Origin of the sequence: Mycobacterium sp. 050272, assembly GCF_039023525.1 — a bacterium.
GTDB lineage: Bacteria > Actinomycetota > Actinomycetes > Mycobacteriales > Mycobacteriaceae > Mycobacterium.
In genome coordinates, this window is sequence record NZ_JBCHKV010000008.1 from 1 (window position 1) to 13,716 (window position 13,716).

General features: G+C 62.5%; 12 protein-coding genes. 4 read left to right on the forward strand and 8 right to left on the reverse strand.

Translation table 11 applies throughout. From position 1 onward, the window contains the following. From AAHS21_RS16725 to AAHS21_RS16740, 4 genes are all read left to right on the forward strand, one after another. Positions 1-217: hypothetical protein (locus AAHS21_RS16725; protein WP_342928730.1), on the forward strand; the 217-nt coding region annotated here is incomplete at its 5' end. A gap of 21 nt (positions 218-238) precedes the next feature. Continuing rightward, on the forward strand, positions 239-1,159 hold the full coding sequence (locus tag AAHS21_RS16730; protein ID WP_342928731.1) for a class I SAM-dependent methyltransferase: 921 nt from the start codon (positions 239-241) through the stop codon (positions 1,157-1,159). Positions 1,160-1,299: 140 nt separating this feature from the next. Continuing rightward, positions 1,300-2,556: a glycosyltransferase gene (locus tag AAHS21_RS16735; RefSeq protein ID WP_342928732.1), complete on the forward strand. Its 1,257-nt coding sequence runs from the start codon at positions 1,300-1,302 to the stop codon at positions 2,554-2,556. Positions 2,557-2,559: 3 nt separating this feature from the next. Then, positions 2,560-3,834 (forward strand): glycosyltransferase, encoded by a 1,275-nt coding sequence (locus AAHS21_RS16740; protein WP_342928733.1) that lies wholly within the window; start codon positions 2,560-2,562, stop codon positions 3,832-3,834. A gap of 5 nt (positions 3,835-3,839) precedes the next feature. On the opposite strand, the gene AAHS21_RS16745 is transcribed toward AAHS21_RS16740, so the two are convergent. The 8 genes from AAHS21_RS16745 to AAHS21_RS16780 all read right to left on the reverse strand — a co-directional run bounded on the left by AAHS21_RS16745 (position 3,840) and on the right by AAHS21_RS16780 (position 13,438). Next, positions 3,840-4,640 carry a class I SAM-dependent methyltransferase gene (locus tag AAHS21_RS16745; RefSeq protein WP_342928946.1) on the reverse strand — a complete coding sequence of 267 codons (801 nt, stop codon included), beginning with the start codon at positions 4,638-4,640 and terminating at the stop codon, positions 3,840-3,842. A gap of 173 nt (positions 4,641-4,813) precedes the next feature. After that, positions 4,814-5,638: a TylF/MycF/NovP-related O-methyltransferase gene (locus AAHS21_RS16750; RefSeq protein WP_342928947.1), complete on the reverse strand. Its 825-nt coding sequence runs from the start codon at positions 5,636-5,638 to the stop codon at positions 4,814-4,816. A 245-nt stretch (positions 5,639-5,883) separates the two neighbouring features. Beyond that, on the reverse strand, positions 5,884-7,161 hold the full coding sequence (locus AAHS21_RS16755; protein ID WP_342928734.1) for a glycosyltransferase: 1,278 nt from the start codon (positions 7,159-7,161) through the stop codon (positions 5,884-5,886). Positions 7,162-7,470: 309 nt separating this feature from the next. Then, positions 7,471-8,739: a glycosyltransferase gene (locus tag AAHS21_RS16760; protein ID WP_342928735.1), complete on the reverse strand. Its 1,269-nt coding sequence runs from the start codon at positions 8,737-8,739 to the stop codon at positions 7,471-7,473. A gap of 31 nt (positions 8,740-8,770) precedes the next feature. Next, positions 8,771-9,577, reverse strand: coding sequence for a TylF/MycF/NovP-related O-methyltransferase (locus AAHS21_RS16765; protein ID WP_342928736.1), 807 nt, complete (start codon positions 9,575-9,577; stop codon positions 8,771-8,773). A 211-nt stretch (positions 9,578-9,788) separates the two neighbouring features. Next, the gene (locus AAHS21_RS16770) at positions 9,789-10,889 is read right to left on the reverse strand and encodes a class I SAM-dependent methyltransferase (protein WP_342928737.1); all 1,101 of its coding nucleotides are present in this window, start codon (positions 10,887-10,889) and stop codon (positions 9,789-9,791) included. 218 nt (positions 10,890-11,107) lie between these two features. Next, a complete protein-coding gene (locus tag AAHS21_RS16775; protein ID WP_342928948.1) occupies positions 11,108-12,229 on the reverse strand; it encodes an NAD-dependent epimerase/dehydratase family protein in 1,122 nt (373 codons plus the stop codon). A 219-nt stretch (positions 12,230-12,448) separates the two neighbouring features. After that, positions 12,449-13,438 (reverse strand): sulfotransferase family protein, encoded by a 990-nt coding sequence (locus tag AAHS21_RS16780; RefSeq protein WP_342928738.1) that lies wholly within the window; start codon positions 13,436-13,438, stop codon positions 12,449-12,451. Between the last annotated feature and the right edge of the window lie 278 nt (positions 13,439-13,716).

A 13,716-nucleotide genomic window follows, 5' to 3' on the forward strand; every position in this document is an offset into this window, starting at 1 on the left:
CGACGCGCCGTGGGCTTCCCCGGCAACTGTTCCTTCGGCATACCTGCATCCTCGTTTCCAAGGTCAGGAGCCTCCGGGATTTCCAGGGCGTTTCAATAACCACACCACCGCGGTGAGAGCGATTACAACATTGCCGATCCGCGCGACCGTTGGTGAGGTCTTCACCGGTGCGTTTGACCTCCCCGATCGCACCCGGACCAAACGCGAGGCGTCATGAACACTGAGTAATATCATTTATTTGCGCCCGCTGCGGCCGGACATGGCTATCCTTCTCAAGATCACCACTGATAAGTCCACTCGGGCTGGACGAAATTTGAGAGGCAAAATGAGTTTTCGCAGACGGCTATCGCAGTTCAAACCAATAATTATCGCATACTCTGCCTGTACCTATCTTTTGCTGCAGGCCCAAATCACGTTGGCAGAGCGCCGCGACCGGGGTAGTGCTCCGGATCCGACGCATGGGCCGACCCCACCCGCACGACTGCGATGGCGAGTCCACGGGGGCCTGGATAGGAACGATTATATTCAGACCGGCAAAGCGCTCGCGCAAAACATTCGGGACCTGTGCAGCGGAGCTGGTCGCGATTTCTCTTCATTCAATGATATTTTGGACTTTGGCAGTGGCTGCGGCCGCGTCATACAGAACTTCCGAGACCCATCCGAATCCCACAATTTGTACGCAACCGATATTGACCCCGACCTTGTGGATTGGGGCAAAAACAACTTAAGCGGCATCCACTGGAGCATAAACGACCACCTGCCGCCATTGCCGTTCGACGACGATGCGTTTGATCTGATCTATGGCATCTCAGTGTTTACCCATCTGGACGAGGATCTACAGCACGCGTGGCTGCGCGAACTTCAGCGCGTCGCGCGGCCTGGAGCAACCCTTATCCTGACCGTCCATGGCAAACAAGTCATGAACGGTCTTCGTCTATTAGACGATTCCTATCAAGACGAGATTCGAGATCGAGGATTTGCATTCCTCAGTTTGTCGAGAGGACGACTAAAAGCCGACGGATTTCCCGATTTCTATCAGACGGCATTTCACACTGAAACCTATGTTCGCACCGAGTGGTCGACGCATTTCGACGTAATTGATTACGTTGAGCGTGGAATTGGTGGTCACCAGGACGCAGTAATCCTGCGGAAGCGTTGAGCCACACGTGAGGGATCACACTCAGCCGGCCTAGGGCGGCGGGCCGGATCGGTTCCGCCCGGGGGGCCGCGCGTCGAACGACCAGAGATAATGGCCTCTGGCGTCGCTGACTGCGCGACGCCAGAGAGGCAGGACAGGTTGTGAAGTTTGCTCTGGCGAGCTACGGCACCCGCGGCGATATCGAACCCAGCACCGCCGTGGGTCGCGAACTGCAGCGTCGAGGGCATGAGGTCCGGTTGGCTGTCCCGCCGAACCTGGTAGGTCTCGTCGAGTCGGCCGGGCTGGAAGTGGTTGCTTACGGGCCGGATCAACAACAGGGCTTCTGGGACGTGGATTTCCTCGGCAAGTTTTGGAAGGTCCGAGAGGTGATCGACTCCTGGCGCAAAACGCAAGAGCTGCTGAAAGTTTCACTGGCCGAGATGAGCGCGACGCTGGTGGAGCTGGCACAGGGGGCCGACCTGCTGTTCACCGGCCCCGGATTCCCCCAGGTCGTCGCCAATGTCGCGGAGTACTACGACATTCCATTGGCCACCATGCATTATTTCCCCATGCTGCCCAACGGCCAGGTGGCTCCACGCCTGCCGGCGCCGCTGGTACGTGCCGCCATGAAAATCCTGGACTGGCCGCAGCGTTTCGTGACGAAAGGTGCCGAGGACGCGCAACGTCGCGACCTGGGCCTGCCGAAAGCCACCGGTCCCGCGCCGCGACGGATCACCGCACGTGGATCGCTGGAAATCCAGGCCTACGACAAGGCGTGCTTCCCCGAGCTCGCGGTCGAGTGGGCCAAATGGGGCAACCAACGTCCGTTCGTCGGTACATTGACGATCGAAATGGCAACGGACGCCGATGAGGATGTCGCATCTTGGATCGCTGCCGGCACTCCGCCTATTTTCTTCGGCTTCGGAAGCACCACCGTCAAATCCCCCGCCGAGACAGTTGAGATGATCGGCGCGGCCTGCGCGCAGCTGGGCGAACGCGCACTGGTGTGCTCCGGCTGGAGCGACTTCAGCGACGTGCCAGAGTCTGACCACGTCAAGGTGGTTGGTCCGGTGAACTATGGGACGGTCTTTCCGGCCTGCCGCGCCGTTGTGCACCACAGCGGCGCCGGCACCACCGCCGCCGGGTTGCGCGCGGGGGTGCCCACGCTCAGCCTGTGGAGCCTGGGCGATCAAAGGATCTGGGCCGGCCAGGTCAAAAGACTGGGGGTGGGCACCGCACGGCCGTTCTCGGCCACTACGCAAGAAACACTGGTCAGCGACCTGCGCGAGATCCTCTCCCCCGCCTACGTCCGCCGAGCCCGCGACATCGCCAGCAGGATGACCAAACCTGCCGAAAGCGCCGCCAAGACAGCCGACCTCCTCGAAGATTTCGCCCGCGTACCGGCCGCAAAGAAGTAGCGAGTGAAATTCGTCCTGGCAAGTTACGGAACCCGCGGCGATATCGAGCCGTCCGCTGCCGTCGGCCGCGAACTGCAGCGCCGAGGGCACGATGTCTTTCTTGCGGTACCGCCGGGACTGCTGGACTTCACCGGGGCAGCGGGGCTGCAGGCCGTGTCGTACGGGCCACCGATAGAGAAATTCCTGGACGAGGATTTCCTGCGCAACATGTGGACGGACTTCTTCCGCAGCGCGTGGACGATTAGCGGGCCGATCAACGTGGTGCGCAAGGTCTGGGAGCCCATCATTGTGCACTGGGCACAGGTGAGTACCACGCTGTTGTCGCTGGCCGACGGGGCCGACTTGTTGTCCACCGGCATCAATTTCGAGCAGGCCGCCGCCAATGTGGCCGAGCACTACGACATTCCGTTGGCGACGCTGCATCACTTCCCGATGCGGGCCAACGGCCAACTGGTCCCGACCATGCCGGCGCCGCTGGTCCGCTCCTCGATGACGGCGATCGAATGGCTCTTTTGGCGCGCGACGAAGAAGGCCGACGACGAGCAGCGCCGGGCACTGGGCCTGCCGAACGCGACGGCTCGCTCGCAGCGACGCATCGCCGACCGGGGATCCCTGGAAATCCAGGGTTACGACGAGGCGTGCTATCCAGGGCTCGCCGCCGAGTGGGCGAAATGGGATGGCCGCAGGCCCTTTGTCGGTGCGCTGACGATGGAACTGGTGACCGATGCCGACGAAGGGGTGACGTCGTGGATCGCCGCGGGAACGCCCCCGATCTGCTTCAGCTCGGGCAGCATCCCGGTCGAATCTCCGACCGAACTGGTGGCAATGATCGGCGCGACGTGCGCGGAGCTGGGTGAGCGAGCATTGGTGTGCTTCGGTGGCACCGACTTCACCGACGTCCCGCATCCCGATCACGTCAAGCTGGTGGGCCCGGTCAACTACGCCACGATTTTCCCGGCCTGCCGCGCGGTGGTGCACCACGGTGGCTCGGGCACCACGGCCGCGAGCATGCGCGCGGGGATTCCGACGCTGATCCTGTGGAGTTCGGCCGATCAGCCGTACTGGGGAGCCCAGGTGAAACGGCTGAAGATCGGTGCTGCACGGCGATTTTCGTCGGCCACGCAGGAGACGCTGATCGCGGATCTCCGCGAGATTCTGGCGCCGCAATACGCCACCCGCGCCCGCGAACTCGCCACCCGAATGTCCAAACCCGCCGAAAGCGTCGGCCGCGCTGCCGATCTTCTAGAAGATGCCGCGCGCAGAAATACATCTGCCTGAGCGCGTCACCGTGCCGGCTTGATCAGCACGCCCTGCCCGGTGGGCAGCGCACAGATCACCACACCGAATTCTGCGGCCAAGGTATCCATCGCGGCACGCTGCTCGTCGCGCCCCCGATTCGCGTAGTCGTCGAGGAGCACGAAGGCACCCGGCGTGAGGCGCGGCCAGAAATGGCGCAGCGCCGCGACTTCGGGTGGCGCACAGTTCATGTCGATATGTAGGTAGGCAACCGTCTGCGCTTCGACTTGGTCGAGGGTTTCCGGAACCGCACCGACGATGATGCGCTGGTTTTTCCACTGGGCGAAATTGGCGCGGACACCCTCGACTCCGCTGACGTACATCCCATTGCGCAGCTTCAACTGGCTTCGCTCATACTCGCCGGATTCGCGTTCGGCCTCTGTGACGAACCGCGAATCGATTCCGGCGAAGGTGTCGAGCAGATAGAACGTCTTGCCCAGACTGTCCCAGTCGAGATACTCCATGATGGCACTGCTCAAAAACCCATAGCTGACGCCACACTCGACGAAATCGCCGTCCAGTAGGCTGGCGCTCTTGGCCGCCCAGAGCCCGACGTGCACCCGCCACTGCCACTGATACCAGTCCTGGTCGGGCAGGGCACGCGCGCCACGTTTGTAGGCGCGCTGGAACGCGGGGTCGTCCAAGAAAGCGTCGTTGTGGAAGCTGAGCAGGCCGTCGCTCGCGTAGACATCGGGCAGTACCTTGCGCGCCAGCCAATACTCACCGCGCACCCACCACATCAGCAGGCGAGTCTTGACGTCTAGACCGTTTGCCACGGCGGCAACCATAACATTGGCGTCCACCTCATCTGCGGCGTATGGGATGGGTTCACCGCCAACTTAGTTGACCAATTGCTTTGCACCGGACAGCGCAAACACGTTCTTGGCCATGGTTTTACGGCGAACGGCGATTGCCGTTCGCTGATTCGGAAACCGGATTCAGACTTAAGGCTGTGTGGTGGTCATGGCTTGCGCCACAGCACACCGGTGCCGTCGATTTCCTCGATTTCGGCGGTGATTCCGTGCTTCTCGCGGTAGTCGGTGACCGCTTGCTCGCACGCTTTCAGGGCATAGTAGTCGTCGATGATGCAGTAGCCGCCCGACGACAGGCGTGGGTAGAGCGCGTCGAGGGCCTGAATCGTCGATTCGTACAGATCACCGTCGAGCCTTAGCACCGCGATCTGCTCGATCGGAGCGTCGGCCAACGTGTCCTTGAACCACCCTGGCAGAAAGCGGACCTGCTCATCGAGCAGCCCATAACGCTCGAAATTCGCCCTGACTTCCGCCTCCGGAATCCCCAGGACGTTCGCATGCCGATGCAGCCGAATCCCCTTGTCCGCCTTGTAATTCGCAGTATCCGGGGGTGGCACACCAGCAAACGAATCGCACAGCCATACCTGCCGCGTCTCGTCCCCGTAGGCAGACAATACGGCGCGCATCAGGATCGATGCACCGCCACGCCACACGCCGCACTCGACCAGATCACCGGCAACGCCATCGGTCAGCACCGTCTCGACGCACTTCTGCAAGCTGGTCAGCCGCTGCATCCCGATCATCGTCAACGCGTCCGCCGGCCAATCCAGGCCCCGATCCCGCGCGTACGCATTGAATGGGCGCTTACGCACGAGCATGAAGTTGCGGGCATTGAAAAGTGGTCTCCCCAGCCGGTACCAACCGACCGGCACCAATTCATCCTGACCATATCGAGTGAGGTCACGACGGAGCAGGTCAAGGTACGCAGACCGTGCGTCGGTATCAGTCACGGTCAAACGGCCCTCTCCTCGCATACCATTACTCCCAGTCATGGAGCCTAGACGCCCCTCGACGTCACCAACGTGTTCCACAGTCTTCCGTCAACTCCCCCGCTCGATCAGTCCCGATCCCCGGCAAGGGCTCCAGACCGTACCAACCCCCCACAGCATGTTAACTGAGTACCGGACACCGGACCGCCGAATCGAGTGCTGAAGTGCGACTTCGGCCGAATACCGACACGCACCCGGCATCGCGCTAGCGGTGCCGGGGCACCCGCCGATCAGGCAAAACGGCCCGAATGGGCGAAACTTTCCAGCAGATCCGCGGCTCGGGTGACACTGTCCTCGGCCGACGTCATGTGGGTTGCGAGCGCCCGCGCTTTGGCAGCGCATTCCGGCGTGAGGATCTGCCGCAGGTCCTCGATCAGCGTGTCCTTGGTGGTGAGCGAAAACTTCCGGGCGGCACCCACTTTCAGGCGCCGGAGGTGGCCGCCCCAGAACGGCTGATCCCCCGCCGTCCACAGGATCAGCGTGGGGATCCCGGCGCGCAGGCCCGCGGCCGTGGTGCCCGAGCCGCCGTGGTGCACCACCGCACGGCAGCTGGGGAAAACTTTCGCGTAATTCACCGCGCCGACCACCTTGACGTGATCGAAATGCGGCACCTCGCTGAAGTCTGCCCAGCCGGCGCAGATCAGCGCCCGCTCGCCCAACTGTTCGCAGGCCGCGGCGATCATCTCGACGGTGTCGGCCGGCGTTTCGCTGACCGGCATGCTGCCGAAGCCAAAGCAGATCGGCGGTGTTCCGGCGTTCGCCCAGGCCACGACATCGTCGTCGATGTCCGTGGTGAGCCCCATCGTCAAGGCACCGACAAACGGGCGGCGCTCGCCCCATTTCGCCCATTCGGCGGCTAGCCCGGGGAAGCACACCTGGTCGTAGGCCTGCAGTTCCAACGAGCCGCGTTGGGCGATCCGCTTCGGCGAGGCGCAGGTGGTTTTCGGCAGGCCGAGCTTACGGCGCTGGGTGTCCTCCGCCTTCTTGTTCATCCGCCAGACCATCCAGTCGTACGCGGCCATACCGGTGCGTACCAGCGGCGCCGGCAGGTTCGGGATGAGCTGCCCGTTGGGCCGCATCGGGATGTAATGCAGCACCGCCAACGGGATGTCGTAGTACTCAGCGACGTTGGTCGCGAGGTCCTGGTACAGCTGGCCGGTGAAGAGCACGTCGGCCCCGGCCGTCAGCGCCGTCAGGGTCTCGCTCATATCCGTCCAGGACCGCAGCACCGGCTCCCAGGCTTCGCGCACCAAGTCGATCGGACCCTTGATGGTCCAGAACGTGCGGCGGAACCTCGACCAGAAGTTGCGCAGGAACTCGTCGTCCCAGAACGCCTGCATATCCGGTCCATAGGCGACCGCATCGAGTCCGGCCGTCTCGGCCAGGCCAAGGAGATTGGGCGGGATGGCCATGCGAACTTCGTGGCCTCTGCGCAACAGTTCGCGCCCAGCCGCCAGCGAGGGCTCGACATCCCCCCGAGTTCCGTAACATGCCAGAGCAAATTTCATCGCGAGGCTAGACCTATCACTTCCCGTCGACCTAGGCAAGCCCAGGCGAGCGCGTTTACTCCTGGTTCACGTCGGCTTTTGGCTGTCCCGATCAGCCGCAAATTCGCCGTCACCGCGAACGCGTCAACGTTCGCCGGTAATGAGTTCTGGTCGACCATCAGACACTGTGATCGGAAGGCTAATCGTTGTCGGCAAACTTGATATTCAAAGACGTTACGCGGCGGCGGATGTAAGCGCAGAGAAAAATTTCTGGCGAATGGGGCCGGACGCACGCGATTAATCCCCCGCAATTCGCGAACCCATTCCGGATTACGCAAGGTGCTTCGCGCGGGCAAAGTTTTCCACCAGATCTGCGGCGGCGCTGACGCTGTCGGCGGGTTTGGTCATCCGGGTGGCAAGCTCGCGGGCTCTCGTCGCGTATTCCGGGTCAAGGATGCGGCGCAGATCCGCGACCAACGATTCGCGGTTGGTGCTCGAGAAACGCCGGGTGGTCCCCACTTTCAGTTTTTTGAGCTGGGACCCCCAGATTGTTTGGTTAGGGTCCATCGAGAGAATCAACGTGGGAACGCCCGCCCGCATGCTTGCCGCCGTGGTGCCGGAGCCGCCGTGGTGCACGACGGCGCGGCAGGCGGGAAAGACCTTCGCGTAGTTCACCGCGCCCACCACCTTGACGTGGTCGGGAAGCGCAACGCCGCTGAAGTCACTCCAGCCGGCGCACACCAGTGCCCGCTCACCCAACTCCGCGCAGGCCGAACTGATCATCTCGATCGTTTCGGCCGGAGATTCCACCGCCATGCTGCCGAAACCAAAGCAGATGGGCGGTGTGCCCGCGGCGATCCAGGACACGACCTCGTCGTCGACCTCAGTCGTCAGCTCCATCGTCAGCGTGCCGACGAACGGGCGATGGCCGTTCCACTTGGCCCATTCGTCCGCCAGCCCGGGAAAGCACGCCTCGTCGTAGGCCTGGATTTCCAGGGATTGGCGCCGGGCGATGCGACCCGGTGAAGGTCCGGTTGCCTTGGGCAGTCCGAGTTCACGGCGCTGCGTGTCCTCAACCTTCTTGTTCAGCCGCCAGCAGAACCAGTCGAACGCCGTCATCGAGTAGCGAGCCAGCGGCGGCGGCAGGAACGATACGACCTGGCCGTTGGGCCGCATCGGGACGTGATGCAACGTGACCAACGGAAGGTCGTAATACTCCGCGACATTGGCGGCGGTCTCCTGGTAACTCAACCCGGCGAACAGCAGGTCGGCGCCCTCGGCCAACGACACCAGCGTCGTGTTCATCTGGGTCCAGCACTCGTCACTGAGCTCCCACATCTCGTGCCACAGTCGTCTCAGCTGCCGGACCCGCCAGAACCTGCTGAAGAAGGACGTCCACAGATTGCGGTACACGTCCAGCCAAGTCCGCGTGTCCAGCCCGTAGGAGACCGCGGGAAGACCGGCCGTCTCGACGAATTCCATCAGGTCAGGCGCGACGGCCATTTGCACATCGTGGCCTCTGCGCTGCAGTTCGCGAGCGACAACGAGGGAGGGCTCGACATCGCCTCGAGTTCCGTAATTCGCCAGGACGAATTTCATTGCGAAATCAGGGCCTTTGGTTTGTGTGGCGTTATGGCTTGCGCCACAGCACGCCGGTGCCGTCGATTTCTTCGATCTTGGCGGATATCCCATGCTTCTCGCGGTAGTCGGCCACCGCCTGCTCGCACGCCTTGAGGGCGTAGTAGTCGTCGATGATGCAATAGCCGCCGGACGACAAGCGCGGGTAAAGGGCGTCGAGGGCCTGAATGGTCGACTCGTACAGATCGCCGTCGAGCCGCAACACCGAAATCTGCTCGATCGGAGCATCGGCCAACGTGTCCTTGAACCAGCCGGGGATAAACCGGACCTGATCATCGAGCAAACCATAGCGCTCGAAATTCGCCCTGACTTCCGCCTCCGGAACGCCCAGGATTTTCGCGTGGCGGTGCAGCTTGATCCCTTTGTCGGCCTTGTAGTTCGCGGTGTCCGGGGGCGGTACACCGGCGAACGAATCACACAGCCACACCGTGCGGCTCCGATCGCCGTACGCCGAAAGAACCGCACGCATCAAGATCGAAGCGCCACCGCGCCACACGCCGCACTCGACCAGGTCACCGGGAACCCCGTCCGCCAGCACCGTCTCGACGCAATGCTGCAGGCTGGTCAGCCGCTGCATGCCGATCATCGTCAAGGCATCCGTCGGCCAATCCAGGCCGAGGTCCCGCGCATGCTGGTTGAACGGGTATCTGCGCACCAGCATGAAATTGCGGCTATTGAAGATCGGCCGACCCAGGCGGTACCACCCGACCGGCACCAGCTGATCCTGGCCGTATCGGGTGAGGTCACGACGGAGCAGGTCGAGATACGCCGATCGCGAATCGCATTCAGTCGCGGTCAAATCTGCCCCCAATTTCCCATACCTTAACTCCCATGTCTCAACCGGTTGTTCAGCCTAGACGCCCACCGAACGGCGCCAACGCGTTTCGCGGTTTTCCCTCAAGCCGCCGAGGCGAAACCAGCCATCACCGAGGTAGTCGCGACTTCGGCGTCCACGCCCCCAGCTAACGGGCCCCGCAGCGTGTGGAGTCTACCGTCAACCGCCGGTCAAACTAGCGCGTCCGCTCGAGCTTGCCCAGACCGGTGATCTCGAGACTGACCGACTTTCGCGACCCGGCCGCGCCCAGCAGGAAAATCACGTCGCTTATCGGAGCACTCAACCAAAATCGCCAAAACGGCTTTCGTAAGAACTTCACGGCGAAGCTGCCCTCGCCGATCAGCCAGTACACCGGTATGGCGACCATGCGGTAAAAGATGCGTTTCCAACGGGCAGTGACCATCTCGAGATTCATCTCCATCATCTCAAGACCCCAGGCCCGGTACTGCCATTCCAGCTCGTAGCGAGACTGAAACTCGAAGAACGCCCGCATTTCGCCGTTGGTGACGAGGTACTCGTCGAAGACGAGGATCGACCCCGGAACGAAGTGTTCCTTGCACGTCTCCAACGCGTGCAGGCAGCTCTCGTAGGTGTCCAGATCCATGTGAAAGAGCCTGATCGGCGCATTTGGCCGGTCGGCCAGAAACGGCGCGAGCGTGTCGTAGGTGCTGCCCTTGATGAACTGGACTTTACGACCGAGGGCATCCGGCACGCCGTCGTGGAAGGTGACGCCGGTATCTTGCATGAACCGTTGTGCGAACGGATCCGTCAAAGAAAACGTTCCGCGTTTGACGACATGGTCCTCGAGTTTCCAGTCCTCAACCAAACCCTCGAAGCTGTCGAAACCGTAAACCATCCGGTCGCTGGCATCGGATATCAATCTCGTCGACCAACCGATCCAGACGCCGAGGTCGAGGATCAGTTCGTCGGAATCGCCCAGGGCCGGCCCGGCCAAGCTCGACGCTTCCGACAGCAATGTGTGACCCCGAATTCGGCGCCGTCGCAAATCTGACATCGTCTGGCGAACGAAATCACCGTAGGCGCCGTCATAAATCCTGGTGTCCCGGGCGTATAAATTCGGAATGTAACGATCCCGACCCGGACGAACAATGCGCGCGCCCACCAGCAACGCCAGAAGTACACCGATGGGGATGAGGAGAGCCGGCAAGAAATAGCATGCCGTAGCTACGACGAGCGCAGTGCCAATGAGTACCGCTTTCCACAAACGATGAACAGCCGTCCGCTCCACGTCTCGCCTGTCAACCCCAACGCCCACCGGTTCACCTCCCTGTTCTGGCTAGACTAAGGCGAATCACTCCAAGTTATTGAATGAACCATACGATTGCCTGTAAGTCACCACGAGCCGCGTAGCTAACCCGAGGCCGCCACATCCAAGCCAACCGGCTCGCCTGACCTTTGACCCAGGCCGGCAACGACGCAATGCGGTGCAGGCACCTGCCGTTACCAGCCGCGCTGCCTGACGTACGGGTGCCGCTAATTCCGCCCGGCACGTTCGGCTACCGAGCGGTTCGAATCGGGTGTGTGATCGGTTGTCGCAGAACTAGATTCGCGCTGCTGGCCGATCCACTCCAGCAGTCTCTGTAAACCGTCGTCGAGCGTCCATTTCGGGCGCCAATCCAGCGCTTCTTTCGCGGGCTGGACGTCGCAGCTCGCGGCACGCACATCGCCATCGCGGAATTTCGATACCACGACCGGTTCGGGGGCACCGCAAACGGCGCTAATCGTTTGTGCCAGCTCATGAATCGTTGTCGGGGTACCTGATCCGATGTCCAGGCAGCGTTGCCCGGGCGCGGGTTGCCCCACCGCCGCGGACAGCGCGTCGATAACGTCGTCGATGTAGACGAAATCGCGGACAATCCGACCGTCTTCGTAGACCTCCAGCGAATGATGCTCGCGAGCTAATCGCGCGAAGAGCGCGACTATTCCGGTGTACGAATTGGTCAACGACTGGCCAGGCCCGTAAACGTTCTGCAAACGCAGCACACTGACATTCGTGTCGTGCGCGGCGGCCCAGGCCGCCAACGTGTGCTCCTGGGCGAGTTTGGTTGCCGCATAAACATTGGTGGGTCGAGGCTCGGTACGGCCCGCGCAGCTGGGCAGCGGCACCGCGGGCTCACCCGTCGGGCTCTGCGGATCCCAGTTGCCCGCCACCAATTGCGCGTGACTGCGCGGCCGCGGATAAAAGATCTCCCCGCCGCTTTGCCAAGCGCCCTCGCCGTAGACGGCCCTTGATGACGCGAGCACAAGCTGATCGGGCACGAATCCCGCCCGGCTCAAGCCGTCGAGAAGTTGGGTGGTGCCCACGACGTTGACCGAGCCATGCCGCGTCGCCTCGGAGAGCGACTGCGCTGTTCCCGTCTCGGCGGCCAAATGAACGATCTGCGAAGGACAGAACAACCGAAGCACGGCATCCCAGTCGGGCGCGTGGGTGACGTCACCGGTGAACAACCGCACCGATGCCGGCAAGTCGATCGCCTGACCCGGGGCATGCACCTGTGGGTGCAGAACGTCCATCACCGCGACCTCGTAACCGGCCTCGACGAGACGGCGCGACAACGCAGACCCGATAAATCCAGCTCCACCGGTGATCAGCACGGATTGTGACAAGAGCCGAGGTCTCCCGTTCTTCGATGGGTCTGGTCGATCATATCGATGAGCACCCTGCCGCTCGTGGCATTCGCGATTTAGGTCCGCAGCTACCACGCGACCGACAGCGGACGTCCTGCCGGTTCACGGGATTGGACTGCTCGTCCCGGATTGTCAACAGCTTCGTAATGCCGGCAAGACAAGCGTTTTCGGCGGCCTGGCAAACCGCTAGGCCCAGGTCCCCCGGCGCCCATGTGCCATCGCAACCAGCTCCATCATCGGTATCGCGATCGACGGGCGCAGGAGGCGGTAGAGGGGTTTCCTGGAAAGATCGCGGAAATCCTGGAAAGCAGTGCACAACTCGTTGATCGCGCGATACGACTCGAAAATGCGATCAAGTGCGGCTGTGTCCAGCGGCTCGTCGTGTGCGGCCTCGGTGAGCTTGTGGTGGACGGTGGACATCCAGTCCGCGCCGAACCCCTCCACGCGTCCGGAGTGCCGCTGGCGCCGCAGATCATCGGTGAGGAACTCCTCGATTGCGTCCTCTTGCTGCGTATTCAGGTCGATGTCGAGGGTGGTGGCTATCCGCTTCACTTCCCGGCGCCAGTTGTCCAGGAAGTCGGCGTAGTCGACGAACACGCGCGGCAGGCCGCGCGTGTAGCGCTCCGCCAGAAGGCTGTATTTCAACCACAGGGCAGCCGAGAGCTCCCGCGAGACTTGCCAGGTCGCCGCGACAGACGAGATGACCTCCATCGGGTGGCGGACCGCGACCACAACCCCCACCTCGAACCCGGCCCGTCGTGCGGCGTCAAACCACAACGGAGACAACGTGGTTATCCGGGGTTCCTTGATCACCAGCACTGGCGCGGCGGGCAGCTTGGTCAGATAGCCCTCGATCTGGCCGACACAAGCGGCTCTCTCCTCGGCGTCGAACGCGTCGACGTCCATCGAGCACAGTGACGGATCGAACCAGGCGGTGTGGTGGCGATGCAGAATGGTTTCGTTGATGGCGATGGCCTTGCGGGGTTCCCAATAGCCGCGCGGGTTGCCGGCGTCGGCACCCAGCATTCCGGCGGGTAACACACCACCGGAGAGGGAAATAACACGGGTAAGTGCCGACGTTCCGGACCGCTGCGGCCCCAGTACGAAAAGGGCGACCCTGCGATGCGCGCTCGTGACCTGCCACGCGCCCTCGGCCCGGCCGCCCGTCGCCGTCACGAACACGACTCCAAGCCCGCCGCGCAAGCCGTCCCACCCTGGTCGATCTGGACCGCGGGATGACGGCGCGGCGCCCCCACCCCGAGTATCGAGTCGTAACATCGACTTTCGATCATTACCGAAACTAATTTACGCGACTGCAGGGAAATCGCCACTTTTGCGGCGGTCGCGTCATAGTCGGTTCGCACGGGAAAGCCCTTTCGTTCGGCCCCCTACCTCGCGGTTCGTTGGCTGGTAACCGTGTGTTCACCATCGAGGGTTGACCGATTTTACCGCCG